Consider the following 23,359-nt stretch of genomic DNA (forward strand, 5'->3'; position numbering starts at 1 on the left):
GCCTCGATCAGGTCCCAGGTCGAAGCAGCTGGGGGTCGCTGCCGCGAGCGGCCAGCCCGGTGAGCATCGCGTCGAGGTCGTCCTCGATGACGAGGTCGTCCAGGCTCGCCCGGCTGACGAAGCCGGCGTCGACGAGTCCGGTCAGAGCGGAGATCAGCGGCTGCCAGAACCCGCCCCCCTCCGCGGTCGGCAGGTCGAGCAGCCCGACCGGCTTGCCGTGGAGCCCGATCTGGCGCCAGGTCCACACCTCGAAGAACTCCTCGAGGGTCCCGATGCCGCCCGGCAGCACCAGGAAGGCGTCGGACAGGTCGGCCATCATCGCCTTGCGCTCGTGCATGCTGCGCACGACGTGCAGCTCGGTGAGGTCCTCGCGCCCCCACTCGCGCTGGACCATGAAGTCCGGTATCACCCCGATAGCCTCGCCCCCGGCGCCCATGACGCCCTCGGCGACGGCCCCCATCAGGCCGCTGCCGCCCCCGCCGTAGACGACGCGCAGCCCCCGCTCGGCCAGGCCGGCGCCGACCCCCTTCGCCGCCTCGAGCAGGGTCGGGCTCTCGCCCGATGAGGAGGCGCAGAAGACACAGATGCTCGTCAGGCTCACCGCGACAGAGTACGGGCGAAGGGGGTCAGCCGCGGACCGTGACGGCGGCCAGGAGCCGGGTGAGCCGCTGCGCCATCGCGTCGGCGGAGAGCTCCTCGTGCTCCTGCCACCAGTAGACGCTGGTGGCGACGACCGCCTCCCAGATGTGGTCGAGGAGGTCGTGATCGAGGGGGTCCTCAAGGCCCGCTGCCTCGAGGACGTCGCGGGTGCCGGCGGTGCCCATCGCGTGCAGCTGGTCGAGGTAGCCGGTCGCGGCCTGCTCGGCCGAGCTGCCCTGCGGCAGGGTCGCGTCGTGGACCAGGGCCCATGCATGCCGGTGCTCGACGAGCGCGGCGAAGATCGCGGTGAAGGTCTCCTGCGCCCTGCGGCCGGCCTCGGTCGACGTCTGCGCCGCCGCGACCGAGGCGACGAGAGGGGGCCCAACCTCCTCGAGGCAGGCCCGGGCGAGCTCGACCTTGTTGCCGAAGATGTTGTGCACCATGGCCTTGGACACGCCGGCGCGATGCGCGATCTCGGCCATCGAGGTCGTGGCGTACCCGCGTCGGCCGATCTCGGCGACCGCGACCGCGATGAGCTGGCGCCGCCGATCGGCGCGGGCCACGCCCTTCGTCCCTGTCGTGCCCACCCGCGTCTCCTCGCTGCCTCGTGCCGACCGCCTGGCGTGCACATCTTGTCACCGACGCGAACTGACCCTATGGTCAGTTACCGAAGCGTCACCACGCCGTACCCCCCCCCGACCTCGGAGGACCCCCATGGCCCGTCCCGACCTCACCGTCCTCGCGATCCCCGGCTTCGTCGCCGCGATGGCCGCCGAGTACGCCTGGCAGCGCAGGCACCCGGCTCCCCTCGGGCCCGACGGCACCCCCGTGGACCGGCCCGGCGACTACGAGCTGCAGGACACCCTCGCGAGCCTGGCGATGGGGGTGGGCAGCCTCGTCGTGCCGCTCGCGACCGCCCCCGCGCTGCGCCGGCTCGCCCCAGGGACCGGGCGCTGGGGCACCGCCCTGATCGCCACCGGCGTCGCCGCCGCTGCGGCCACCACCGTGGGCGACGTCCTGCGCCGCCGACGCGAGCTCGGCTACCTCCCGGAAGCCGGAACGCTCCCGTCGGATGCTCCCGAGCCGGAGCTCGTCCGCTCCCGGGTGGACGCCCTCGGCCGGCTCACCGCCGGCTCGGCGGTCGCCGCCGTCGGAGCCGCCGCCCTGTCCGCCGCGACGCTCTGGACCACCCAGACCTCCGCGACCCGGCTGGCGCGGCACTCCCCCTTCGCCCCTCGCACCGGCCCGCTCGCCGCGATCGTCGCCGTCCTCGGCTGGGACGTCATCTACTACTGGAACCACCGGCTCAGCCACGAGTCGCGCTGGCTGTGGGCCGTGCACGTCGTGCACCACTCGAGCCAGCGGTACAACCTCTCCACCGCGCTGCGCCAGCCCGTCGCCGAGGGCCTGACCATGGCGGTCCCGTACGGGCTGCTCGCGCTGCTCGGGATCAGCCCGCGCGCGATCGAGGACGCCCGCGCGATCAACCTCATCTATCAGTTCTGGATCCACACCGAGGTGATCCGCTCGATCGGCTGGCTGGAGAAGGTGCTCAACACTCCGTCGCACCACCGCGCCCACCACGGCAGCCAGCGGCAGTACCTCGACATCAACCACGGCTCGATCCTCATCATCTGGGACAAGCTCTTCGGCACCTTCGAGCCCGAGGACGAGCGGGTGCGCTACGGGCTGACCCGCAACATCGACAGCTTCGACCCGCGCACCATCGCCACGCACGAGTGGCGCGACATCGCGAGCGACGTCGCGAGCGCGCCGACCTGGGCCGACCGGGCCGGCTTCCTCCTCCGCGGGCCGGGTTGGGCCTACGAGCGAAGGGAGGAGCTCGCCTCCCCCGCCCCAGCCTCGGCCCCGGTCGCCGGCTGACCCACACTGTCGTCGCCTGACCAAACTGCTGCATGCAGCACTTCGTTGGCGGTGCAGCAGGCCGGCCCGTCGGGGTGTTCAGCCGGTGACTCGCGGGTCGGACGACACGAGTAGGTCCCCTCGGCGCGGCGACCCTGAGGTCTCGTGGGGTCGCCAGGGTGGCGCGCGGACTTGTATCGTCGTACCCGCGGGTAGCAACGGCGGGCGAAGGGAGAGCCGGGCCGGCGGCGGACGAAAAGGGGCGGGAGATCGGGCCCGCGGCGGGCGGGAGGCCAGGCGCACCGAGGGGGCGAAGGGGGTCAGGCGCTGGCCAAGCCCTTGCGGGCGGTAGCAGGTGCTGGTGCGGCACGGGCGGGGAACTGCTGCACCGCCGAGCACCGGACGGGCTGCCCGATGGTGACAATGGGCCGGTGACCACAGTCTTCTTCCACGCCCACCCCGACGACGAGTCCACCCAGACGGCCGGGTCGATGATCCTCGCCAGCGATGCCGGCCAGCGAGTGGTCCTGGTCTATGCGACCGGCGGCGAGCACGGCACCCGGCCTGCGGACCTGGGCGAAGGGAGAACGGTCGCCGAGCACCGCCGGGGCGAGGCCCTCGCGTCGGCGAAGGTCACCGGGACCGCGCGGGTGGAGTGGCTCGGTTACACCGACTCGGGCATGCACGGCTGGGAGGAGAACGCCGCCGAGGGGTCCTTCCACGGCGCCGACCGGGATGAGGCCGCTCGCCGGCTGGCCGCGATCCTCGACGAGGAGGACGCCGCGATCCTCGTCTGCTACGACTGGCACGGCGGCTACGGTCACCCCGACCACGTGCAGGTCAACCGGGTCGCTCATCGCGCCGCGCAGATGGCGGCCACGAGGCCGCGGATCCTCGAGGTGACGATGAACCGCGACGAGATGCGGCGCCGCTTCGCCGAGGCCCGCGAGGCGGGCATCGACCCTGGCTGGGAGGTCGACAAGCCGATGGAGGACGGCGAGCCGATCGGGATGCCCGAGGCCTACATCCGGTGGCACGTCGACGTCTCCTCGGTGCTCGACCGCAAGCGCGCCACCCTGGAGTGCCACTCCAGCCAGGAGGACGTGCAGGGCATGCTCGTGATGGACCCGGAGGTCTATGCCGCCGCCTTCGGCGCCGAATACTACGCCGAGCCGGGAGCCGAGCCGGGGATGATCTCGGCCAACCCGTTCGTCTGACCGGCGAAGGGGGGCTCAGTCGCCCCCGGCGTCTGCCGCGCCCCTGAGCGCCTGGTCGAGGTCGGCGACGAGGTCCTCGGCCGCCTCGAGACCGACCGAGAGACGCAGCAGACGATCAGACGGCTTGGCGTCGTCGGCGACCGGGCGGTGGGTAAGCGACGCGGGGTGCTGGATGAGGGTGTCCACCCCGCCGAGAGAGACCGCGTGAGTGATCAGGCGGCACCGCTGCGCGACCTGCGCGGCGACCGCACGACCGCCCCGCGGCATGAAGGCGATCATTGCTCCGGGACCCTGCATCTGGGGATGGACCCCGTCGCCGGAGCCCTCCAGCCCCGGGTAGTGCACCGTCTCGACCAGCTCGTGCTCGCTGAGCCACGTCGCGATCTCGCCCGCGGTGGCCTGCTGCGCACGCACCCGCACCGGGAGGGTCTGCAGACCACGGTGCAGCTGGTAGGCGGCCATCGGGTGGAGCAGCGCCCCGGTCACGGCTCGCACCTGCCGCAGGCGCGTCGCCCACTCCCCGCTCGTGGCGACCACTCCGCCCATCAAGTCGCCGTGCCCGCCGAGGTACTTCGTCGCCGAGTGCAGCGACAGCGCCGCGCCGTGCTCGAGCGGCCGCTGCAGCACCGGCGTGGCGAAGGTGTTGTCCACCAGCACCGGCACATCACCTGCGGCCCCGACCACCTCAGCGATGTCCACCAGCTCCAGCGACGGGTTGGCCGGGGTCTCCAGGACGACCAGGCCGGTGTCATCTCCCTTCGCCTCTCTCCTGGTAGCGATCGCGTCGGCGATCTCGTCGGCCTCCGCCCAGGTCACCTCGGTCCCGAGCAGCCCGGTGGCGAGCAGATGATCGGTCCCGCCGTAGAGCGGCCGGACGGCCACGACGTGCGGGCGGCCTGCGGCGACGCAGGCGAGCAGGGTCGCGCTGGCCGCCGCCATGCCAGAGGCGAAGGCGACCGCCTCCTCGGCCCGCTCGAGACCGGCCAGCGCCTCCTCGGCCCGGGCGACGTTGGGGTTCCACAGCCGCTGGTAGACCAGCGAGCTCGTCCCGTCGTCGGGCCGGCCGCCCTGGGCCAGCACCTCGTAGGAGTGCCCTCCGCCCTCGAGATCCGGCACGGGATAGGTGGTGGACAGGTCGATCGGGGGGACGTGCACGCCGAGGCCGGTGAGGTCCTCACGGCCGGCGTGCACCGCCCTGGTGTCGGGGTGTGTCATGGCTCACACAATGTCAGATGTTCCGCATCGGCGAACGTCGACCGACACCGAGGCAGGCAAGCCTTACCTCTGCGGTACCGTCCCGTCCGTGAGCAAGAAGGTCCGGGTCGGCAAGGTCACGATCAAGCAGAAGTGCTGCGTGAGCAAGAAGCGGTGCAGCAGCTGCCCGATCCGCCTGCTCGCCGAGGGCCGGATGCCTAAGGGGTACACGGTCCACAAGCGCAAGCTCGTGACCGTCAGCGCCAAGAAGGCGAAGAAGGCCAAGGCCGCCGCCCGGCGGCTCGACGCCGCCTGACCCCCTTAACGCAGGCGCCGCCCCCCCTTCGCCCCGGGTACGGCTTGCCTAGCCTGCGATGACAGCCCCGGCCGCGAGCCGTACCTTGCCGTGCATGACCTCACGCTTCGCCGCCCAGCTCAACACCCAGATCGGTGAGGAGCTCGCCGCGCACCAGCAGTACATCGCTGTCGCCGCGCACTACGACGCGCTGACCATGCCGCAGGCGGCGGGGTTCTTCTTCCGCCAGGCGCGCGAGGAGCGCGACCACGCGATGATGATGATCCGCTACCTCCTCGACACGGACGAGGCGGTGCAGATCCCGGCCGTCGACGCGCCTCGCTGCGACTTCGACGGGGTCGTCGACCCGGTGGAGCTGGCGCTTGCGCAGGAGCATCGGGTCACCGAGCAGATCTATGCGCTGACCAAGATCGCGCGCGAGGACGACGACTTCGCCGCTGAGCAGTTCATGCAGTGGTTCATCAAGGAGCAGGTCGAGGAGGTCGCGACGATGGATGACCTGCTGGCCGTGGTGCGCCGCAGCGAGGACGACGTCAACGACATCGAGGCCTACGTCGAGCGCGAGCTCGGCGCGGGCGAGACCGACCCGACCGCTCCGCCCGTCGCCGACGCCTGATCAGGGGTAGAGCCGGCGGAACCGCTCCAGGACCACGGGCATGTCGGGGGCGAAGCCGCCCGCCGCGTGCTCGGTGAAGAAGCGTTCGTGCACCCGGCGCCAGTGGGCCAGGGTGCGCTCACCCTCGCCTTCGGCGGCGGCGTGGGCCTCGTCGACCTCGGCGAAGGGGGTGACCCGCACCTCGGTCGTGACGACCAGCGCACGCGGCTTGGCCCGTCCGTCGAGGACGATGCCGAGCAGCCCGGGCTCGGGGAGTGGCTCGTCGAACGTGTCGTAGTCGGCGCGCGCGGAGGCGGTGGCGGTCTTCGTGCCGTCGAGAACGAGAGCGAGAAGCCGGTCGGCCTGCTGCGGGTTCGCGCCGAACGACCACGCCGGAGGCCGAAGCAGACCGACCGCGTTCTCTCCTGTGTAGGTGGGCACGCCCTGCAGGTCCGCGTGGCTTCGCGCGACCTCCCAGAAGGCGTCGAGCTCGCTGGCTTGAGGTTCCACCGCACTAGCGTGCCACCCGATCGCGATCAGCGACGTGTGATGTGGACCCGCCCGTCGCTGATCGCGAAGGCGACGTCGGCGAGGGAGTCCACGACGAGGTCCGCATCGGAGAGGTCCTCAGCGGCAGTCGTCGTGGTCACGGCCAGCACCGCACAACCCGCTGCCCGCGCTGCGGCGACCCCGCTCGGGGCGTCCTCGACGACGAGGCAGTCGCCGGGGTCCGCCCCAAGCCGCTGAGCCGCGAGCAGGTAGGGGTCGGGGTGTGGCTTGCCCCGCTCGACGTCGTCGATGGTGACCAGATGCTCGGGCACGTCGATCCCGGCCGCGTCCAGACGGACCCGGGCGAGGTCGGTGGTCGCCGAGGTGGCGATGGTGCAGAGCGGACGCCGACCGGCCTGCCGGTCAGCCTCACCGGCCAGCGTCGCGATCGCCTCGGCGGCGCCGGGCAGGGCGACCACCCCGTCGGTGTCGCCGAGCTCGAGCTCGTCGATCCTCGCCTGGGCGGCCTCGGGGTCGAGATCGGGCGCCACCGAGGCGATGATCGCGCTCGCCGGCATGCCGTGGTGACCGGCGAGCCGGTCCGGATCGATGTCGTGCTCCATCGCCCAGCGCAGCCAGGACCGCTCGACCGACCCGGTCGAGTCGACGAGGGTGCCGTCGTTGTCGAAGATCACGGCGGCGAAGGTGCGCTCGGTCAGCTCGCTCGCTTGGCTCACCCGGCCATCGTCGCAGCCCGGCCGAGGACGAACCAGCTCCAGGGAGTGGCGACCGGCCCCGCCTCCTGGGCCCGCAGCGCCGAGGCGTTCAGTCCGGCCGAGGCCAGCAGGGCAGGGATGTCACGGTCGACGTGGCAGCCACCGGCGACCGGGCCCCACACCGGCTGCATCGCCGACTGCACCCGGGCCATGGCAGGGCGGGGCGAGCGGCAGTGCTCCACTAGGTGGAGCGCCCCACCCGGCCTGAGCACCCGCGCGGTCTCGGCCAGCGCCGACCCGAGGTCGGGGATCGTGCATAGGGTCCACGTCGAGACGACGGCATCGACGCTGTTGTCCGGAATGTCGATGGAAGCGCCGTCGAGCCCGGTGCGTTCGACCGGCCGACCGAAGGCCGCCCGTCGGTCCGCCGACATCTCCCACGCGAGGTCCGAGGGCTCCACCGCGAGGACCCGGGTCACCCCTTCGCCGTAGTGCTCGAGGTTGCGCCCGCTGCCGAAGCCCAGCTCGATCACTACCCCCGTTACCGGCGCGCACACGGCCCGTCGCCACGGCGCGGTGAGCTCACCACCACAGGTGAGGTCGATAAGGCGCGGGACCACCCGCTCCTCCCACCAGCCCATCACTTACCCTTCCCCGGCCGGGTCGAACCGACGTAGCAGAACATCGGCTCGCCGTCGTCGAGATGGCTGAAGCCATGCCGCTCGTAGAACCGCCGCGCCCCCAGATCGGGTCCATCGACGTTGATCTGCATCTCCTCGGCGCCAGCGGCGGAGCAGTACGACCTGGCCGACTCGAGGAGCGCCGACCCCACCCCTGCACTTCGACGCGAGGGTACGACGTAGAGCTCTTCGAGCTGGGCGAGCGGCCCCAGGAAGTACGGGGTCGGTCGAAGGGTGACCATCGCGAAACCGACCGCAACCCCGCCCTGCTCTGCCAGGTGCACGACGATGTCCTCTCGATCAAGCAGCGTGCCGAAGCGAGACTCGAAGGCAGCGGCGGCAGGATCTGGGTCGCCGAACTCGGTGTTGAAGTCGTGCAGGAGGAAAGCGACGAGTGAGGAGTCTGCCGCGCGCGCCCGCCGGATCGAGGTACGCACCCCCCGATGCAAGCACATATCCTCGGGCCACGTGAGCGAAGACCTCGACCCTGAGTCCCCGGGCGGGTTGGGTCCGGGCGTCGACCCCGAGGACCTGGCGACGACCCTGCGCGTGCTCGGGACGCTCCACGAGCTGCCCGCAGGTCATCCCGACATCGCCGCGGTCAAGCGGGCCAGCGGCACGATGTACAACCGGGTGCGTAAGGCGGCCCGCCGCGCCGCCCGTCGGGCAGAGCGCGACCCGATGATCGCCCGCGACGAGGCGATCCTCGCGTTCTCCGGGGCGGTCCACGCCGTCACCGCTTGACGGCCGAGACGGACGCCGAGGTGAGCGCCACGAGGTCCGCCGGGGCGAGCTCGACGTCGAGGCCGCGACGCCCTCCGCTGACGAGCACGCTCTCGTGGGTGAGCGCGGACTCGTCGACGACGGTGCGCAGCGGACGCTTCTGCCCCAGGGGGGAGATCCCCCCGACGACGTAGCCCGTGGTCCGCTCGGCGAGCCCGGGGTCGGCCATGCTCGCCCGCTTCGCCCCGACGGCGGCGGCGAGAGCCTTGAGGTCGAGCTGACCCGCGACCGGGACGACGGCGACGACGAGACCGCGGTCGGCCGGGAGGTCGGTCTGGGCCAGGAGGGTCTTGAGGACCCGGGCCGGGTCGACGCCGAGCGCCTCGGCGGCCTCGGCGCCGAAGGAGGGCGCGGCCGGGTGGTGCTCGTACGCCCGGATGACGAAGGGGGTCCCGCTCGCCTCGAGCAGCCGGACGGCGGGCGTGCCGCCGGGCGGCGGCTTCTTCCGGCTCAGAAGGAGCCGCCGCCGCCGATGCCCTTCGGGGCGTCCTGGTCGGTGCCCTTTTCGCCCAGGCCCGCTGCCAGCGCGGTGTAGACCGGGTGCTTCTCGATGTATCTCTTGATGAAGGGGCACGTCGGGATGACGCCCTTGCCCTGCTCGCGGACGTCGTCGAGCGCCCCCTTCGCCAGGGTCGAGCCGACGCCCTGGCCCTCGTAGGCGTCCTCGACGACGGTGTGGGTGAGGTCGACCTCGTCGCCCTTGACCTCGTAGGTGACGAAGCCGGCGACCTGGCCGTCGACGACGGCCTCGTAGCGGGACTTCTCCTCGTTCTTGCGGAACTCGACAGCGCTCATGCCGTCATGGTGCCATCGGGACGGTCCCGGACGAGGAGTACGGACCCGACGACAATCTGCCAGACGATCGGCGCGTAGACCGCCACGCGCTCGACGGCCCCGAAGGGCGCCCCGCCGGTCACGGCGAGCACCGTTGCGAGTGCCCCGAGGACCGCAAGAGCCCCGGCGAGCACCCCTGCCCTCGGGTACCGCCGGCGCACGAAGACCGCCAACGCAGCGAGCGCCAGCACGCCGCCCCGCTGACCGCAGCAACGTCAGCCGCCGCCGAAGCCCTTCGCCTCCCGCTTGCGGATTGACTCCTCCTCGGCCTCCCGGGCCTGGGAGTCGTCGACCCCGCCCGGCAGCGGCGCGTTGGCCAGGCCGACGTGCTGCTCCTGCTCACGCCGCTCCTGCTCGGTGCCGTCCTGGCGCGCGCCGTCGCCAGCCTGGTCGTCGCGGGTGTCGTCGGTCATGTCGCTCATGATCCCACTTTCGTGTCCAGCCAGTCGACGAGCTCGGCGGTGACCTCGTCCCGGTTGATCTCGTTGAACATCTCGTGACGGCCCTGGGGGTAGAGCCGCAGCGTGAGGTCCTGCAGGCCCACCGAGCGGAGCTGGTCGCGGACCGCGGTGACGCCCTTCTCGCCGCCCACGGGGTCGTCGGACCCCGCGAGGAGGTAGATCGGCAGGTCCGAGCGGATGCGGGCGGGGTTCCGGTCCGAGGAGAGCGCGTTGATCCCGCTGAGGAAGTCGGCGAAGAAGCCCGAGGTGAAGACGTTGCCGCAGCGCGGGTCGGCGACATAGGCGTCGACCTCGTCCTCGTCGCGCGAGAGCCAGTCGAAGTCGGTCCGGTTCGGCTTGAACTTCTTGTTGAAGTCCCCGAAGGTCAGCTTGTCCATGAGGCTCGACGGGTGCCGCCGACCGCGGATCCTCCCTTCGACCGACGCCACCCGCTGCCCGACCGTGCCGAGGATCCCCGGGTCCCCGCCGGTCCCCGAGAGCACGAGCGCGTCCATGTCGTCGCTGTGCCGCGAGGCGGCCTCACGGGCCATGAAGGAGCCCATCGAGTGCCCCAGCAGCACGTAGGGGACCCCGCGGTACCGGTCTCGGGCGTAGCGGCCGACGGCCTCGATGTCACCGATCGCGGCGTCCCAGCCGTGGCGGTCCGCGAAGTACCCGACCTCGTGCGGCTGGCTGGCCGTGGCGCCGTGACCACGGTGGTCGTGGGCGACGACGGCGTAGCCGGCGGCGTTCAGCGCCTGCGCCAGGCGGTCGTAGCGCTGGGCGTGCTCGGCCATGCCGTGCGCGATCTGGACGACGGCCTTGGGCGAGTCGATCGACCAGACGTAGGTGGCCAGCTCGGCACCGCCGTGCGGCGAGGGGATGGTCAGGGTCTCCATGGCGGCCAGCGTAGGACGCGGGCGTCGGCGAAGGGGGCTCAGAACCCTGCCCAGCGCGTCACCTCGACGATAAGCCGCGGGTCGAGGGCGACGGCGACGCCGTCGATCTCTCGGACCGGGGTCGGCCCGCGGCTCGAGGCGACGAGCCACACGCCGTCGGCGGTGAGCAGGTCGGCCGCGGGGACGAGCTCTTCGGCGGTCTCTCGGCCTGCTGCAGCGGCGGCGTGGAGGATCGCGGCGACGCTGAGCGACTCGAGGATGCCGGTGCCGTCGGTCGGGGTGGTGAGCACCCGGCCGTCGCGGATGACGACGAGACCGGCCATGGGGGCGTCGAGCGCGAAGCCGTCGGTCGTGGTGAAGATCACGTCGTCGGCGCCGCGTCGTCTCGCCTCGCGCTGGGCGGCGACGTTGACGACGTAGGACAGGGTCTTGACCCCGCCGAGCAGCCACGGCGCGTCGACGAAGGCGTCGCTGGGGTGGCCGCGGCTCAGCGTGACGACGCTGACCGCGCCCGAGGCATCAGCGCCATTGCCCTCACCGATCCTTAAGGTGCGAGCACCGGCGAGCCTCGACGGGTCATTCCCTCGCTGCGGCCGACCGGCAGGTCGGGGCTGGACGACGGCGAAGGCGGTCGGTCCGGCCTCGGGGTACCACTCACGTCCCCGGGTGAGGACGAGCTTGAGCGAGGCGTCGACCGGCTCGGGCCAGGCCGCCACGACGAGACTGACGAGGTCGTGCCAGGCCTGGCGGGCCGGCGGCTCGATCTCCAGCGCGGCAGCGGAGGCGAAGAGCCGGTCCAGGTGGTCGTCGAGGTCGCGGACCTCGTTGCCGGTGTCGGTGTGCACGACGAGCGCCGAGTCGAAGCACCCGTCGCCGCGGGTCAGCCCGAGGTCGTCGACCGTGACGACAGGCTGGTCCGGGTCGACCAGGGTCGGTCCGTCCGGACCGAGCCGGCCGACGACTGGCGAGGCGCTCACCTCCCCAGCGTAGGCCGCGCACGGCACCTCACCCCCTTCGCCGGGCAGACTGAGCGCATGGCGACGACACCGGAGTACGACGTCCAGCGGGTCCGCGCAGAGGTGCCGGCCCTCGCCGAGGGGCTCGCCCACTTCGACGGGCCCGGTGGGACGCAGACCCCCTTCGCCGTCGGGCGGGCCGTCGCCGACACCCTGCTCTCGGCCGTCTCGAACAGGGGCACGGTGACCCCTTCGGAGCGGCGCGCCGAGGAGATCGTCGCGGCCTGCCGGAGCGCGATCGGCGACCTCGTCGGGACCGATCCCGGCGGGGTGATCTTCGGGCGCAGCGCGACGGCCCTGACCTATGACCTCTCCCGGGCGCTCGCGTCGACGTGGGGTGCCGGTGACGAGGTGGTCGTCAGCCGTCTCGACCACGACTCCAACGTCCGGCCCTGGGTCCAGGCGGTCGAGCGGGCCGGCGCGACGGTGCGGTGGGCCGACTTCGACCCGGCGACCGGGGAGCAGGGGCTCGAGCACTTCGCGGCGGTGATCGGCGAGCGCACGCGGCTCGTCGCGCTGACGGGGGCGTCGAACCTCATCGGCACGATCCCGCCGGTGCGGGCCGTGGCGGACCTGGCGCACGAGGTGGGCGGTTTGGTGTGGGTGGACGGGGTGCACTCCAGCGCGCACCGGCTGCCGGACCGCGAAGGGGTGGGAGCGGACTTCTGGTCGTGCTCGCCGTACAAGTTCCTCGGCCCGCACTGCGGGACCGTGTCGGCTGATCCGGCGCTGCTGGAGACGCTGCGGATGGACAAGCTCGTGCCCTCCAGCGACGCGGTGCCGGAGCGCTTCGAGCTCGGGACGCTGCCCTACGAGCTGATGGCGGGGGCGACGGCGGCGGTGAATTTCCTCGCCGATCTCGTTCCCGCGGAGGGGAACAGGCGCGAGCGGCTGCGGGCGAGCTACGCGGCGCTGCACGATCACGAGTCGGTCCTGCTGGCCCGGCTCGACACCGGGCTCCGCGAGGTCCCGGGAGTACGCGTCTACTCGAACGCCGCCGAGCGCACACCGACGCTGCTCTTCACGATCGACGGGCGCGACCCGCAAGCGATCCGGGAGCACCTGGCTGCTCGCGGGGTGGCGGCGCCCGCGTCGCACTTCTATGCGATCGAGTGCAGCCGGCGCCTGGGTCTGGGCGATGGCGGTGGGGTGCGGGTCGGGCTGGCGCCGTACACCGACGGCAGCGACGTCGACCGGCTGCTCGACGGTCTGCGCGAGCTGTAAGCACCCCCTCCCGGCTTCTTAGGGAACACCCGAGCCACTACGCGACGGCGACGCTCACCCCTTCGCCCAGGGACCCGGCCGCCACGGTCTCCCCGACGACCGGCGCGCCGGGGACCTCACCTACGACGAGCAACCCTCCGGACGTCTGGGCGTCGGCGAGCAGCAGCAGCTCGTCCTCGCTCACCCCGTCGGCTGCGAGGTGGGGGCGCACCCAGTCGAGGTTTCGCCGCGAGCCGCCGGGCACGTGGCCCGCGGCAAGCGCCTCCCGGGCGCCTTCGACGTACGGCACGGCTGCGCTGTCGACTCTGGCGGCCATCGCGCTGGCGCGGCACATCTTGTAGAGGTGCCCCAGGAGGCCAAAGCCGGTGACGTCCGTCGCCGCCCGCACCCCGGCCGCCACCGCCGCCTGGGAGGCGTCCCGGTTGAGCGTGGTCATCACCGCCACCGCCTCGTCGCTGACCTCGCCGGTGGTCTTGTGCCGGTTGTTCAGCACCCCGACACCCAGCGGCTTGGTGAGGCTGATCGGCAGCCCGGGCTCGGCGGCGTCGTTGCGCATGAGCCGCTCCGGGTCGCCCGTCCCGGTCACCGCCAGCCCGTAGACCGGCTCGATGTTGTCGATGCTGTGCCCTCCGAGCACCGGGCAGCCGGCCTCGGCCGCCATGTCCCGTCCGCCGCGCAGCGTCTCGGTGAGCAGCTCCAGCGGCAGCACGCCACGCGGCCAGCCGACGAGGTTGATCGCCATGACCGGGGTGCCGCCCATCGCGTAGACGTCCGAGAGGGCATTCGCCGCCGCGATCCGACCCCACAGGTAGGCGTCGTCGATGAGCGGGGTGAAGAAGTCCGCGGTCGAGATCACCGCGACCCCGCCCTGGATGCGCACCGCTGCGGCGTCGTCACCGTCGTCGAGACCGACGAGCACCTCGGCGTTCGGCTCGGTGATGGCGCCATGCAGGCCGGCGACGACCTGCTCGAGCTCGCCCGCCGGGATCTTGCAGGCGCACCCCCCGCCGTGGGCGTACTGCGTCAGCCGGGTCTCACTCATCCCGCCAGCCTAGGAGGTGACGCGATCCCCCTTCGCCCGTGGAGGCTGGCGGAGGCGGACGGGAATCGAACCCGCCAGACCGAGATGCTCGGCCTCACCGGTGTTGAAGACCGGGGGGACCACCAGGTGCCCAGACGCCTCCGCGCCCCAGCCTACAAACTGCTGCTGGCAGCACTTCGGTGAGCCAGCAGCAGCTCGAGATGCGGCTGGCTCACCAAGATGCTGCTGGCAGCATCTTGGTGAGGGGAGTTCGTAGGATCGGGGAGATGAGCCAGGACCCACGCCGGCGGGTGCCGCGGACCGATGCGGTCCTGGACGACCCGCGCCTGGCGGATGCGGTCGAGCGGCACGGGCGCGAAGGGGTGAAGTCGGCTATCCGGGGCGTCCAGGACCGGGTGCGTGGCGGCGAGGTCGCCCCCGACCAGGTCGTCGACGAGGTGCTGGCTGCGCTGCCGCGCCGGGCCTCGAGCATGACCCCGGTGCTCAACGCGACCGGTGTCGTCATCCACACCAACCTCGGCCGAGCCCCCGTGTCGCCCATGGCGATCGAGGCGATGGTCGACGCGGCCGGCTACGTCGACGTCGAGCTCGACCTGGCCACCGGGGCACGCGGCGGTCGTGGCACCGACACGCTCGCCGCCCTGCTCGCAGCGGTCCCGGACGCGCAGGCGGCTCATGTCGTGGGCAACGGTGCCGCCGCCCTCGTCCTCGCCACGACCGCTCTCGCCGCCCGCCGGGACGTCGTGGTCAGTCGCGGCGAGATGGTCGAGATCGGCGACGGATTCCGCCTGCCCGACCTCATCGCGAGCACCGGCGCCAGGCTGCGCGAGGTCGGCACGACCAACCGCACCCACCTCGCCGACTACGCCGAGGCGATCGGCCCCGACACCGGGTGCATCCTCAAGGTGCACCCGAGCAACTTCCTCGTCAGTGGCTTCACGAGCAGCGTGGATGTCGCCGAGCTCGGCCGCCTTGGCCGTGAACGCGACGTACCCGTCGTCATGGACATCGGCTCTGGCCTGCTCACACCCGACCCCGTCCTGCCCGGCGAGCCCGACGCGAGCACCTCCCTTCGCGCCGGCGCCGACCTCGTGACCGCCAGCGGCGACAAGCTGCTCGGCGGCCCGCAGGCCGGACTCATCCTTGGTCGAGCCGACCTCGTCCAGCGCCTGCGCCGGCACCCCCTCGCCCGGGCGCTGCGGGTCGACAAGCTCACCCTCGCTGCCCTCGAGGCGACCCTCCGTGGGCCGGCGACCCCCACGGTCGCCGCTCTGCACGCCACGGCGGAGGACCTCCTGCCTCGGACCCGTGCCCTGGCCGAGCACCTCGGACGCGAGGTGGTCGCGGTCGAGGGCCGGGTCGGCGGGGGCGGCGGCCCCGGTGTCGCCCTGCCCGGTTGGGCGGTCGAGGTCCCGGTGGACGCCGTGGCCCGGCTGCGCCAGCCAACCGACCCGGCCGTCAGCGTCGTTCTCGCCCGGGTCGACGGCGGACGCGGTCTGGTCGACCTGCGATGCATCCCGGCGAGCGCCGACGAGACGCTGCTGGCCTCCCTTCGCCATGCCCTGCAGCCATGAGGCGGGTGCTTGCCACCGCCGGTCACGTCGACCACGGCAAGTCCACCCTCGTGCGGGCGCTCACCGGCCGTGACCCGGATCGGCTCGACGAGGAGCACCGCCGTGGCCTGACGATCGAGCTCGGCTTCGCCTGGACCACCCTGCACGCCGCTGGCGAGGCGCTCGACGTCGCCTTCGTCGACGTGCCCGGCCACCGACGTTTCATCGGGACGACCCTCTCCGGTCTCGGCCCGGCGCCAGGGGTGCTCCTCGTCGTCGCCGCCGACCAGGGCTGGCAGGAGCAGACGAGCGAGCACGTCGCGGCGATGCGCGCCATCGGGGTCGATCATGTGCTGCTCGCCGTCACCCGGGCCGATCTGGCCGACCCGGACCCGGTCCGCCGGGACGCCCTGACCCACCTGGCCGAGCTGGGGTGGCACGAGGTCCCGTCGTGCGTGGTGTCGGCGAGGACGGGCGAAGGGGTGGACAGCCTGCGCGCGGCCCTCGCCGGCTTCGTCGCGGGTCTGCCCGAGCCGGACGTCGAGGCGCCGGTGCGGCTGTGGGTCGACCGGGCCTTCACCATCGACGGGGCGGGGACGGTGGTCACGGGGACCCTCGGTGCTGGGCGCCTCCTGGTGGAGGACGAGCTCGTGGCGGTCCGCGCCGACGGGCGGCAGCGTGAGGTCGTCGTGCGGGGGCTGCAGAGCGAGGACACCCCCCGGCGCGAGGTCACGGGGGTCTCGCGGGTCGCGGCCAACCTGCGTCAGGCCCGCGCCGGCGACCTCGGGCGAGGCACCGCGCTGCTCACCCCGGATGCCTGGCGGATCGCCGGCACTGTCGACGTGGCCCTTGCCCCCGCCGGTGGGGGCGAGCCCCCTGCTGGCGCCGACCTCGTCGTGCACGTCGGCACCGCTGACACTCCCGCCCACGTCCGCCCGCTCGGACCGGATCACGCCCGCGTGCAGGCGAGCACAGCGCTGCCGTGGCGCATCGGTGACCGGCTGCTGCTGCGCGACCCGGGCAGCCGTCGCCTCTGGGGTGGCACGGTCGTCGACGTCGACCCGAAGCCGTTGCGCCGTCGCGGCGCGGCCGCGGCGCGTGGACAGGCGTTGGCCGGCGGTGACCTGCGTGCGGTCCGCCTGGCCGAGCACGGGGTGCAGACGGTGGCCGAGCTGGAGGTCCTCGGGCTCGGGCAGACGAACGGGGCCGAGGTGCGGGTCGGCGACCTGGTCGTCGACCCGGACCGGTGGGCGGGGTGGCGGCGCGAGGCGGGCCGGCTGCTCGACGAGCACCGCCGGCGCGATCCGGTCAGCGCCGGAATTCCTGCCGGGGCGCTCGCCCAGACCCTCGGGCTCCCCGCCCGGCTGGTCCCGGCGCTCGCGCAGGCCGCGGACCTCGAGGTGGTCGACGGCACGGTCCGGCGACCCGGAGCAGACGACCTCGGACCGGCCGAGGACGGTCTGCGGACCCTGCTCACCCGCCTGACGTCATCCCCCTTCGCCGCTCCCGAGGCCGACGACCTGGCCGAGCTCGCCCTCGGCCCGCGAGAGCTCGCTGCGGCCGCTCGTCAGGGCCGCCTGCTTCGCCTGCCCGGTGAGGTGGTGCTGCTCCCGGACGGGCCGGCGCGGGCGATGCGGGTGCTGGCCGGGCTCGAGCAGCCCTTCACGGTCTCGACCGCGCGGGAGGCTCTGGGCACGACCCGGCGGGTGGCCGTCCCGCTGCTGGAGCACCTCGACGAGCGGGGCTGGACCCGACGGCTCGACGGCAGTCACCGTGAGGTGGTGCGGTGAAGGGGCCTCAGCAGGGGCGCTCCTTCGGCGCCCGCGCCTCGGTCTGGCCGGGGTCGGTGACGACGACCGAGCCGAGGGCGTCGTCGATGGCGCGCATCATGTCGTCGTCGAGGCGGACCCCGGCGGCGGCGACGTTGCTGGCCACCTGCTCGGGGCGGGAGGCGCCGACGAGCGCACTGGCGACATTGTCGTTCTGCAGCACCCAGGCGATCGCGAGCTGGGCCATCTCCAGCCCGGCCTCGTCGGCGATGGGACGCAGCCGCTGCACGGCGGTGAGGACCTCCTCGCTCATGAGGTCGCGCATGAAGCCGCTGTCATCGCCGGCGGCGCGGCTGCCCTGCGGCGCGGCCTGGCCGGGCTGGTACTTCCCCGAGAGCACGCCCTGAGCCATCGGGCTCCACACGATCTGGCTGATGCCGAGCTCACGACAGGCCGGCACGACCTCCCCTTCGATCACCCGCCACAGCATCGAGTACTGGGGCTGGCTGCTGACGAGGGAGAAGCCGAGCTCCTTGGCCCAGCGGTGTCCCTCGCGGATCTGGTCGGCGGTCCACTCCGAGACCCCGATGTAGAGGGCCTTGCCCGCACGGACGATGTCGGCGAAGGCGCGCATCGTCTCCTCGAGCGGGGTGTCGGGGTCGTAGCGGTGCGCCTGGTAGAGGTCGACGTAGTCGGTCTGCAGCCGGCGCAGCGACCCGTCGATCGACTCCATGACGTGCTTGCGGGAGAGTCCGCAGTCGTTGTGACCGCGCGGCCCGGTCGGCCAGTAGACCTTGGTGAAGATCTCGAGGCTCTCGCGCCGCTCGCCCTTGAGTGCCTCGCCGAGGACCTCCTCGGCCTTGGTGTTTGCGTAGGCGTCGGCGGTGTCGAAGGTGGTGACGCCATGATCGAGCGCGGCGCGAACGCACGCGTGGGCCTGCTCGTTCTCGATCTGGGAGCCATGGGTGAGCCAGTTGCCGTAGGTGATCTCGGAGATCTTCAGTCCGCTGTCGCCGAGGTATCGAAAGTCCATGCACGCCACGCTAGATCGCCGCGCCGCCTGGTGGGGCCCGATAGCGTGCCGGGATGAGCAGCGAGCTGGCCCGCGCCGGGTACGAATCCCTCGAGCCCTACCACGTCCTCTCCTACTTCAACCCGCACAACAAGAGTGTGGCCGAGCGGCTGCGCCTCTCGCGGGCCGGGATGTACGTCGGCGGGCGGGCGGCGCCGCTCGGTCGGTGCCCCTCGGCGCTGGTGACCGCGACCTTCTACAACTTCAGCCCGGAGCTGATCGCCTTCGGGTGGGGCGAGGCGCTGGCCACCGGGCTGGACGAGGTGCACGCGGGCCGGTCGGAGGCGGTGGATGCCTCGCTGCGCGACGCCCTGGGCGACGGGGTGAGCTCGCCGGAGCTCCCGCGGATCGTCGGCGCGCTGCGCGCCGGGATCGTCGACGCGAGCTACGTGGGCCGGCCGCTCGCGGCGGCGTGGGCGGCGAGCCCGTGGCCGGACGAGCCGCACCTGCAGCTCTGGCACGCGATCACCATCGCTCGCGAGCACCGCGGCGACGGGCACATCGCCGCGCTCGTGCTCGCGGACCTCTCACCGGTGGAGGCGCTCGTGCTGCACGAGGCGCCGCACCCGGACCCGGCCCTGCGTCGCCGCACCCTCGGCAAGCACCTGCTGCTCACGACCCGCGGCTGGGGTGAGGAGCAGTGGCAGGAGGCCTCGGAGTCGTTGCGCGGCAAGGGCATCCTCGACGGCGAAGGGGGGATGACCGCCGCCGGGGCAGCCCTCTACGACCGGGTCGAGGAGCAGACCGACGCGGCCGCGGCCGGCTTCTGGGCCGGGGTGCCCGAGGCGGCCGAGACGCTGCGGCGGGCGCGCCCCTTCGTCAAGGCGGTCATCGACGTCGGCTACCTGCCTGGCACGAAGTCCTCGGGCTAGCGCCTCGCGCGGACCCGCGCGTCCAGCTCGGCCAGCTCGGCGGCCGCCTCCTGGCGAAGGTCGGGCGGCAGACCCGGGTCGGTGACGGCGCGCCCGGCGGTGGCGACATCGTCGGGGTCGAGGCCGTGGGCGCGGGCCCCGAGCAGCGACTCCGCGGAGAGCAGGTCCGGCAGGGCGAGGGTCGGCGCGGAGCCGCGGCACTCGCCGAGGCGCAGCCTCGGCGCGGCACGCGGCGCTGGCTCCGACACCGCAAGGCGGGCGATCACCCCTTCGCCGTAGGCCTGGTGGCCCGCAGCGTTGGGGTGGTAGGACTCCTCCACCGGCCAGGACAGGCCGTGGATCCACGCCACCTCGTCGCAGATCTGGTGCCCGTCGAAGGGGGCACGCAGGTCGACCCCTTCGCAGTCGTGGTCTGCGGCGGCGGTCAGGATCACCTCGGCCAGCGCGTCGGCGGCGTGGTCGAGCCGGCGCATCTCCTCCGGTGAGACGAAGGTGAGCCAGGAGCAGTCGGAGATGCCGTTGAAGAGCCTGGGGTAGCCGGTGATCAGGACCCGGGCGGGGGGCGCGGCCGCGCTCACCGCCTGGAGCACCTCGGCGAGGCGCCCTGGCAGGACCTGCTCGATGGTCCGCACCGCGCGATCGATCGCGGTGTCGCTGTCGGAGAACCACGCCGGCCGCGTCACCTCGAGCAGCACCGGGACGAAGCCGGCATCGTTGCCGCCGATGGTGATCGTCACCAGCTCGGTGTCGCCGGTCACCGCCTGGACCTGGTCGCGGAGCAGGTCGCCGGTCGTCGCCCCGAGCACCGCCTGGTAGGTCAGGTCGAGCCCGGTGGCGCGGGCCACGTCGAGGGGGTACCCGGCATCGGTGCGCCGCGGCCCGGGCAGGTCCTCCCCCGCGCCGATCCCGGCAGCGTAGGAGTCGCCGAGCGCGACGTAGGCGCTCATCCGGCCAGCCCCGGGGCGGCTGACCGCTGCGGCGACGTCTCGATGCGCGGCCGGTGGTCGGGCTCTGGTGTCACGTGCCCCATGGTGACTCACGGGTCCGACGACAAGAGTGCCGGCCGCTCCCTCCCCGAGCCCCGGGAATCCAGGGCGACGGTCTGATCAACGGCCGCTCGTGTCGTCCTACCCGCGAGTCAGGTCGGCCAGGACCCCTAGGGTGCGCTCGCGGGCGTCCCGACCGGGCGCGACGTTGGCGACCATGAGCTCGTCGGCGTCGGCGAGCCGCTGGAAGTCGGCCAGCCCCTGCGCGACCCGCTCCCGGTCGCCGGCGACGGTGTAGGTCGCCATGTGCCGGGCCTGCTGGCCGAGCGGGGAGTCGTGCAGCAGGTGCTCGACCATCTCGTCGTCGAGGTCGGCGCCGGCGAGCTGCGGGACCCGCCCGGCGAGGGAGCGCACCCGGGAGCGGAGCACCTGGTCGAGCAGCGCCTCGGCCTCGTCGGTGGTGTCGGCTGCGATGACGTTGAGCGCAGCGATGACGTGCGGCTGGTCGAGCTGCTCACTGGGGGTGAAGCCGTCGCGGTAGGCGGCGACGGCGGCCTGCAGGTGATCCGGCGCGAAGTGGGAGGCGAAGGCGTAGGGCAGGCCCATCTGCGCGGCGAGCTGGGCGCCGAAGAGTGAGGACCCGAGGATGTAGATCGGGACCTGGGTGCCCTGGCCTGGGTAGGCGTTGATGCCCTCGATGAGGGAGCGCTCGGAGAGGTAGCCCTGCAGCTCGGCGACGTCCTGGGGGAATCGGTCGGCGTCACCGGGGCTGCGGCGAAGGGCGCGCAGGGTCGCCTGGTCGGTGCCGGGGGCGCGGCCGAGCCCGAGGTCGATGCGGTCGCCGTGCAGCTCGGCGAGGGTGCCGAAGTCCTCGGCGACGGTCAACGGGGCGTGGTTGGGGAGCATGACCCCGCCGGAGCCGACCCGGATCTGGCTGGTCGCGGAGGCGACGTGGCCGACGAGCACGGCCGTCGCCGAGCTGGAGATCGAGCGCATGTTGTGGTGCTCGGCGAACCACAGCCGCTCGAAGACTCCGAGCCGGTCGGCGACCTGGGCGAGGTGCACGGAGTCGGCGAGGGCCTCACCGATCGGTTGCCCGGACCGGACCATGGCTAGGTCGAGCAGGGAGAGGCGAAGGGGGCGGGGCTGGCTGTCACTCACCTTCGCGGCAACCGTGGTGGGAGCGTGGATCTTCCCGAGGGTGACTGCATCATAGATGCATCACCTATGATGCAGTCATGCGGACAACGGTCGACCTCCCTCCAGCGGTGCACCGGCGCGCCAGCGAGATCGCCCGCGAGAGCGGTCGGTCCCTCTCCTCGGTCGTGGCCGAGCTCACCGGCCGGGGCCTGGCCCAGCTCGGTGCGCCGATGAGTATCGCCACGCACCCAGAGACCGGCCTTCCAGTGCTCTCCGTCGGTGAGGTCGTGACGAGCGCGGACGTCGCAGACGCTGTGGACGACGCGTGAATCGGGCTCTCCTCGACGCCAACACCCTCATCGCACTCGTGGTGGCCGAGCATGAGCATCACGGAGAAGCGCAGCGCTGGTTCGCCGCGCAGGATCAGGTGCTGGTGTGCCCGGTGGTCGAGGGGGCCCTCGTGCGCTTCCTCGTCCGTCTCGGGCAGACGGGTGCGGTCGCCTCGGCGGTCCTGTCGCGGCTGTACCTGTCACCGAAGATCACGGCCGTCGACGACCTCTCCTACCGCGACGTCGACCTCACCGCGGTCACCGGGCACCGCCAGGTGACCGATGTCTACCTGGTCGCGCTGGCAGGCCACCACGGGGCGACGCTGGCTACTTTCGACAAGGCGCTGCGCTCCGCCTACCCGCAGGCGACGACGGACCCGGGGTCGGTCTGAGTGCGCCGACACCCATCCGGAGAGCGAAGGGGGTTCCCCCTTCGCTCCTATCAGTCGCCGACGATCCGCTTGCCGCGGCCGACGATGTTCTCGTCCGGCGGGTAGACGACCGAGGGGTCCTTGCCCTCGTAGTCGAACTGGTCGAGGAAGAAGCGCATCGCGTTGATCCGGCCGCGCTTCTTGTCGTTGGAGCGCACGACGGTCCATTGCGCGTGCTTGGTGTCGGTGCGCAGGAACATCGCTTCCTTCGCGGCGGTGTAGTCCTCCCACTTGTCGAGGGACTCCAGGTCCATCGGCGAGAGCTTCCACCGGCGGACCGGGTCGAGCTGGCGGATGGCGAATCGGGTGCGCTGCTCCTGCTGGGTGACCGAGAACCACAGCTTGGTCACGTGCACGCCAGACTCCTGGAGCATCCGCTCGAACTTCGGCGCCTGGTCCATGAAGGTCTCGTACTCGGCGTCGCTGCAGAAGCCCATGACCCGCTCGACGCCAGCGCGGTTGTACCAGGACCGGTCGAAGAGGACGATCTCGCCGTCGGTGGGCAGGTGCTGGATGTAGCGCTGGAAGTACCACTGGCCGCGCTCACGCTCGCTCGGCTTGGCCAGGGCGACGACGCGGGCGCCACGAGGGTTGAGGTGCTCGGTGAAGCGCTTGATCGTGCCCCCCTTGCCGGCGGCGTCGCGCCCCTCGAAGAGGATCACGTACTTCTGCCCGACGTCCTCGGCCCAGTACTGGAACTTCAGCAGCTCCACCTGGAGCTTGTACTTCTCCTCGTCGTAGACGTCACGGTCGAGCAGCTCGTCGTAGGGGTAGCTCTCCCGCCACGTCTCGACGGCCTTGCCGTCGGGCATGAGCAGGACCGGGTCCTCCTCCTTGGTCCCGCCGACGGTGTACCCCTGCGCGACCAGGTCGTCGATGAACTCCCTCAGCCCCATCTTCTGCGCCATGGCTCCATCCAACCAGGCCCGGGGGTCCGGGTGTCAGGGGACTGCAGTGGATGACAGCTGTCATGGTCAGGTGCGGCGGGTCGTCATGGCGAAGGGGGCGGCCGTCGCGCCATCGTGGGGCCATGAACCGACACACCCTCGCGTACATCGCCCTCGTCATCACCATTCTCTACGGCGCCGGCTTCGCCCTCGTGGGAGACGGCAGCCGCAACGTCTACGCCGCGCTGGGAGCCGCCATTGTCGCCATCGGGTGGATCAGCGTCGGGATGCTTGGCAAGGACGCCCCGAAGGACTCATAGAACTTTCAGGCAACGGATGAAGGATGAGGGGCCACAGCCTCGCCCCCTTCGCC

Annotated in this window: 30 protein-coding genes and 1 tRNA gene; 12 read left to right on the top strand and 19 right to left on the bottom strand. The window is 72.4% G+C overall.

Annotated features, from left to right (window positions below):
• Nucleotides 1–7: 7 nt before the first annotated feature.
• Both FB557_RS07745 and FB557_RS14560 read right to left on the bottom strand, forming a co-directional pair.
• Nucleotides 8–601, bottom strand: a complete 594-nt coding sequence (locus tag FB557_RS07745) for an LOG family protein (RefSeq protein WP_246074558.1) — start codon at nt 599–601, stop codon at nt 8–10.
• 25 nt (nt 602–626) lie between these two features.
• Entirely contained in the window at nt 627–1,226 is a 600-nt protein-coding gene (locus FB557_RS14560; RefSeq protein WP_246074560.1) for a TetR/AcrR family transcriptional regulator, read from the bottom strand.
• 127 nt (nt 1,227–1,353) lie between these two features.
• Between FB557_RS14560 and FB557_RS07755 the strand changes: the two genes are divergently transcribed.
• Nucleotides 1,354–2,523 carry a sterol desaturase family protein gene (locus FB557_RS07755; RefSeq protein ID WP_144857016.1) on the top strand — a complete coding sequence of 390 codons (1,170 nt, stop codon included), beginning with the start codon at nt 1,354–1,356 and terminating at the stop codon, nt 2,521–2,523.
• Nucleotides 2,524–2,933: 410 nt separating this feature from the next.
• Nucleotides 2,934–3,719 carry a PIG-L deacetylase family protein gene (locus FB557_RS07760; RefSeq protein WP_246074562.1) on the top strand — a complete coding sequence of 262 codons (786 nt, stop codon included), beginning with the start codon at nt 2,934–2,936 and terminating at the stop codon, nt 3,717–3,719.
• A gap of 15 nt (nt 3,720–3,734) precedes the next feature.
• Here the strand turns inward: FB557_RS07760 and FB557_RS07765 are convergent, their stop codons facing one another.
• Complete coding sequence (locus FB557_RS07765; RefSeq protein WP_144857017.1) at nt 3,735–4,934, bottom strand: trans-sulfuration enzyme family protein; 1,200 nt, start codon at nt 4,932–4,934, stop codon at nt 3,735–3,737.
• Nucleotides 4,935–5,022: 88 nt separating this feature from the next.
• On the opposite strand from FB557_RS07765, the gene FB557_RS07770 reads away from it, so the two are divergent.
• Together FB557_RS07770 and FB557_RS07775 are read left to right on the top strand one after the other, a co-directional pair.
• Nucleotides 5,023–5,229 carry a hypothetical protein gene (locus tag FB557_RS07770; RefSeq protein WP_144857018.1) on the top strand — a complete coding sequence of 69 codons (207 nt, stop codon included), beginning with the start codon at nt 5,023–5,025 and terminating at the stop codon, nt 5,227–5,229.
• Between the two features lie 94 nt (nt 5,230–5,323).
• Nucleotides 5,324–5,845 carry a ferritin gene (locus FB557_RS07775; RefSeq protein WP_144857019.1) on the top strand — a complete coding sequence of 174 codons (522 nt, stop codon included), beginning with the start codon at nt 5,324–5,326 and terminating at the stop codon, nt 5,843–5,845.
• Here FB557_RS07775 and FB557_RS07780 read toward each other — a convergent pair whose 3' ends face one another.
• The 4 genes from FB557_RS07780 to FB557_RS07795 are packed head-to-tail and all read right to left on the bottom strand — an operon-like array spanning nt 5,846 to nt 8,146.
• The gene (locus tag FB557_RS07780; RefSeq protein ID WP_144857020.1) at nt 5,846–6,334 is read right to left on the bottom strand and encodes an ASCH domain-containing protein; all 489 of its coding nucleotides are present in this window, start codon (nt 6,332–6,334) and stop codon (nt 5,846–5,848) included. It lies immediately after the preceding gene.
• Between the two features lie 26 nt (nt 6,335–6,360).
• On the bottom strand, nt 6,361–7,050 hold the full coding sequence (locus FB557_RS07785; protein ID WP_170236232.1) for an HAD-IA family hydrolase: 690 nt from the start codon (nt 7,048–7,050) through the stop codon (nt 6,361–6,363).
• Nucleotides 7,047–7,670, bottom strand: coding sequence for a class I SAM-dependent methyltransferase (locus FB557_RS07790; protein ID WP_144857021.1), 624 nt, complete (start codon nt 7,668–7,670; stop codon nt 7,047–7,049). Before FB557_RS07790 ends, FB557_RS07785 begins: the two co-directional genes overlap by 4 nt.
• Nucleotides 7,670–8,146, bottom strand: coding sequence for a GNAT family N-acetyltransferase (locus FB557_RS07795; RefSeq protein WP_246074563.1), 477 nt, complete (start codon nt 8,144–8,146; stop codon nt 7,670–7,672). Before FB557_RS07795 ends, FB557_RS07790 begins: the two co-directional genes overlap by 1 nt.
• A 31-nt stretch (nt 8,147–8,177) precedes the next feature.
• Between FB557_RS07795 and FB557_RS07800 the strand changes: the two genes are divergently transcribed.
• The gene (locus tag FB557_RS07800) at nt 8,178–8,453 is read left to right on the top strand and encodes a hypothetical protein (protein ID WP_246074565.1); all 276 of its coding nucleotides are present in this window, start codon (nt 8,178–8,180) and stop codon (nt 8,451–8,453) included.
• Here the strand turns inward: FB557_RS07800 and ybaK are convergent.
• The 6 genes from ybaK to FB557_RS07830 are packed head-to-tail and all read right to left on the bottom strand — an operon-like array spanning nt 8,443 to nt 11,642.
• Nucleotides 8,443–8,946, bottom strand: coding sequence for a Cys-tRNA(Pro) deacylase (ybaK, locus tag FB557_RS07805; RefSeq protein ID WP_144857141.1), 504 nt, complete (start codon nt 8,944–8,946; stop codon nt 8,443–8,445). The two genes, FB557_RS07800 and ybaK, sit on opposite strands and share 11 nt — an antisense overlap.
• Complete coding sequence (locus FB557_RS07810) at nt 8,943–9,287, bottom strand: GNAT family N-acetyltransferase (protein ID WP_144857023.1); 345 nt, start codon at nt 9,285–9,287, stop codon at nt 8,943–8,945. The genes ybaK and FB557_RS07810 overlap by 4 nt, the downstream gene beginning before the upstream one ends.
• The gene (locus FB557_RS07815; protein WP_144857024.1) at nt 9,284–9,517 is read right to left on the bottom strand and encodes a hypothetical protein; all 234 of its coding nucleotides are present in this window, start codon (nt 9,515–9,517) and stop codon (nt 9,284–9,286) included. Before FB557_RS07815 ends, FB557_RS07810 begins: the two co-directional genes overlap by 4 nt.
• A gap of 24 nt (nt 9,518–9,541) precedes the next feature.
• Nucleotides 9,542–9,748 (bottom strand): hypothetical protein, encoded by a 207-nt coding sequence (locus FB557_RS07820; protein ID WP_144857025.1) that lies wholly within the window; start codon nt 9,746–9,748, stop codon nt 9,542–9,544.
• Complete coding sequence (locus FB557_RS07825; RefSeq protein WP_144857026.1) at nt 9,745–10,665, bottom strand: alpha/beta hydrolase; 921 nt, start codon at nt 10,663–10,665, stop codon at nt 9,745–9,747. The genes FB557_RS07820 and FB557_RS07825 overlap by 4 nt, the downstream gene beginning before the upstream one ends.
• A gap of 38 nt (nt 10,666–10,703) precedes the next feature.
• The gene (locus tag FB557_RS07830) at nt 10,704–11,642 is read right to left on the bottom strand and encodes an aminotransferase class IV (protein ID WP_144857027.1); all 939 of its coding nucleotides are present in this window, start codon (nt 11,640–11,642) and stop codon (nt 10,704–10,706) included.
• Between the two features lie 57 nt (nt 11,643–11,699).
• On the opposite strand from FB557_RS07830, the gene FB557_RS07835 reads away from it, so the two are divergent.
• Nucleotides 11,700–12,905: a cysteine desulfurase-like protein gene (locus tag FB557_RS07835; protein ID WP_144857028.1), complete on the top strand. Its 1,206-nt coding sequence runs from the start codon at nt 11,700–11,702 to the stop codon at nt 12,903–12,905.
• A 37-nt stretch (nt 12,906–12,942) separates the two neighbouring features.
• On the opposite strand, the gene selD is transcribed toward FB557_RS07835, so the two are convergent.
• Together selD and FB557_RS07845 are read right to left on the bottom strand one after the other, a co-directional pair.
• Complete coding sequence (gene selD / locus FB557_RS07840; RefSeq protein ID WP_144857029.1) at nt 12,943–13,947, bottom strand: selenide, water dikinase SelD; 1,005 nt, start codon at nt 13,945–13,947, stop codon at nt 12,943–12,945.
• Between the two features lie 46 nt (nt 13,948–13,993).
• Nucleotides 13,994–14,089, bottom strand: a tRNA-Sec gene (locus FB557_RS07845).
• Nucleotides 14,090–14,213: 124 nt separating this feature from the next.
• Here FB557_RS07845 and selA point away from each other — a divergent pair.
• Nucleotides 14,214–15,521 (top strand): L-seryl-tRNA(Sec) selenium transferase, encoded by a 1,308-nt coding sequence (gene selA / locus FB557_RS07850; protein WP_144857030.1) that lies wholly within the window; start codon nt 14,214–14,216, stop codon nt 15,519–15,521.
• Entirely contained in the window at nt 15,518–17,290 is a 1,773-nt protein-coding gene (locus tag FB557_RS07855) for a selenocysteine-specific translation elongation factor (protein ID WP_144857031.1), read from the top strand. Before selA ends, FB557_RS07855 begins: the two co-directional genes overlap by 4 nt.
• Before the next feature lie 7 nt (nt 17,291–17,297).
• Here FB557_RS07855 and FB557_RS07860 read toward each other — a convergent pair whose 3' ends face one another.
• Complete coding sequence (locus FB557_RS07860; protein WP_144857032.1) at nt 17,298–18,302, bottom strand: aldo/keto reductase family protein; 1,005 nt, start codon at nt 18,300–18,302, stop codon at nt 17,298–17,300.
• 53 nt (nt 18,303–18,355) lie between these two features.
• Here FB557_RS07860 and FB557_RS07865 point away from each other — a divergent pair, with 53 nt between their 5' ends.
• On the top strand, nt 18,356–19,213 hold the full coding sequence (locus tag FB557_RS07865; protein ID WP_144857033.1) for an SCO6745 family protein: 858 nt from the start codon (nt 18,356–18,358) through the stop codon (nt 19,211–19,213).
• Here the strand turns inward: FB557_RS07865 and FB557_RS07870 are convergent.
• Nucleotides 19,210–20,160: an SGNH/GDSL hydrolase family protein gene (locus FB557_RS07870; RefSeq protein ID WP_144857034.1), complete on the bottom strand. Its 951-nt coding sequence runs from the start codon at nt 20,158–20,160 to the stop codon at nt 19,210–19,212. The genes FB557_RS07865 and FB557_RS07870 overlap by 4 nt on opposite strands.
• A gap of 180 nt (nt 20,161–20,340) precedes the next feature.
• On the bottom strand, nt 20,341–21,360 hold the full coding sequence (locus tag FB557_RS07875; RefSeq protein ID WP_281290048.1) for an LLM class flavin-dependent oxidoreductase: 1,020 nt from the start codon (nt 21,358–21,360) through the stop codon (nt 20,341–20,343).
• A gap of 77 nt (nt 21,361–21,437) precedes the next feature.
• On the opposite strand from FB557_RS07875, the gene FB557_RS07880 reads away from it, so the two are divergent.
• Complete coding sequence (locus FB557_RS07880; protein ID WP_144857035.1) at nt 21,438–21,668, top strand: hypothetical protein; 231 nt, start codon at nt 21,438–21,440, stop codon at nt 21,666–21,668.
• Nucleotides 21,665–22,060: a TA system VapC family ribonuclease toxin gene (locus FB557_RS07885; protein WP_144857036.1), complete on the top strand. Its 396-nt coding sequence runs from the start codon at nt 21,665–21,667 to the stop codon at nt 22,058–22,060. Before FB557_RS07880 ends, FB557_RS07885 begins: the two co-directional genes overlap by 4 nt.
• Nucleotides 22,061–22,110: 50 nt before the next feature.
• Here the strand turns inward: FB557_RS07885 and ppk2 are convergent, their stop codons facing one another.
• Complete coding sequence (gene ppk2, locus FB557_RS07890) at nt 22,111–23,007, bottom strand: polyphosphate kinase 2 (RefSeq protein ID WP_144857037.1); 897 nt, start codon at nt 23,005–23,007, stop codon at nt 22,111–22,113.
• Between the two features lie 122 nt (nt 23,008–23,129).
• Between ppk2 and FB557_RS14170 the strand changes: the two genes are divergently transcribed.
• Entirely contained in the window at nt 23,130–23,306 is a 177-nt protein-coding gene (locus FB557_RS14170; RefSeq protein WP_170236233.1) for a hypothetical protein, read from the top strand.
• The last annotated feature ends 53 nt before the right edge of the window (nt 23,307–23,359 follow it).

The organism is Marihabitans asiaticum (assembly GCF_007828725.1).
In the GTDB taxonomy this organism is placed as follows: Bacteria; Actinomycetota; Actinomycetes; order Actinomycetales; family Dermatophilaceae; genus Marihabitans; species Marihabitans asiaticum.

Bases quoted from the DNA above. Each gene is read 5' to 3' on its own strand.
- FB557_RS07755 (WP_144857016.1), top strand. From the start codon at position 1,354: ATGGCCCGTCCCGACCTCACCGTCCTCGCGATCCCCGGCTTCGTCGCC.
- FB557_RS07765 (WP_144857017.1), bottom strand. From the start codon at position 4,934: ATGACACACCCCGACACCAGGGCGGTGCACGCCGGCCGTGAGGACCTC.
- FB557_RS07775 (WP_144857019.1), top strand. From the start codon at position 5,324: ATGACCTCACGCTTCGCCGCCCAGCTCAACACCCAGATCGGTGAGGAG.
- FB557_RS07790 (WP_144857021.1), bottom strand. From the start codon at position 7,670: ATGGGCTGGTGGGAGGAGCGGGTGGTCCCGCGCCTTATCGACCTCACC.
- FB557_RS07810 (WP_144857023.1), bottom strand. From the start codon at position 9,287: ATGAGCGCTGTCGAGTTCCGCAAGAACGAGGAGAAGTCCCGCTACGAG.
- FB557_RS07820 (WP_144857025.1), bottom strand. From the start codon at position 9,748: ATGAGCGACATGACCGACGACACCCGCGACGACCAGGCTGGCGACGGC.
- FB557_RS07825 (WP_144857026.1), bottom strand. From the start codon at position 10,665: ATGGAGACCCTGACCATCCCCTCGCCGCACGGCGGTGCCGAGCTGGCC.
- FB557_RS07835 (WP_144857028.1), top strand. From the start codon at position 11,700: ATGGCGACGACACCGGAGTACGACGTCCAGCGGGTCCGCGCAGAGGTG.
- selD (WP_144857029.1), bottom strand. From the start codon at position 13,947: ATGAGTGAGACCCGGCTGACGCAGTACGCCCACGGCGGGGGGTGCGCC.
- selA (WP_144857030.1), top strand. From the start codon at position 14,214: ATGAGCCAGGACCCACGCCGGCGGGTGCCGCGGACCGATGCGGTCCTG.
- FB557_RS07855 (WP_144857031.1), top strand. From the start codon at position 15,518: ATGAGGCGGGTGCTTGCCACCGCCGGTCACGTCGACCACGGCAAGTCC.
- FB557_RS07860 (WP_144857032.1), bottom strand. From the start codon at position 18,302: ATGGACTTTCGATACCTCGGCGACAGCGGACTGAAGATCTCCGAGATC.
- FB557_RS07865 (WP_144857033.1), top strand. From the start codon at position 18,356: ATGAGCAGCGAGCTGGCCCGCGCCGGGTACGAATCCCTCGAGCCCTAC.
- FB557_RS07870 (WP_144857034.1), bottom strand. From the start codon at position 20,160: ATGAGCGCCTACGTCGCGCTCGGCGACTCCTACGCTGCCGGGATCGGC.
- FB557_RS07880 (WP_144857035.1), top strand. From the start codon at position 21,438: ATGCGGACAACGGTCGACCTCCCTCCAGCGGTGCACCGGCGCGCCAGC.
- ppk2 (WP_144857037.1), bottom strand. From the start codon at position 23,007: ATGGCGCAGAAGATGGGGCTGAGGGAGTTCATCGACGACCTGGTCGCG.
- FB557_RS14170 (WP_170236233.1), top strand. From the start codon at position 23,130: ATGAACCGACACACCCTCGCGTACATCGCCCTCGTCATCACCATTCTC.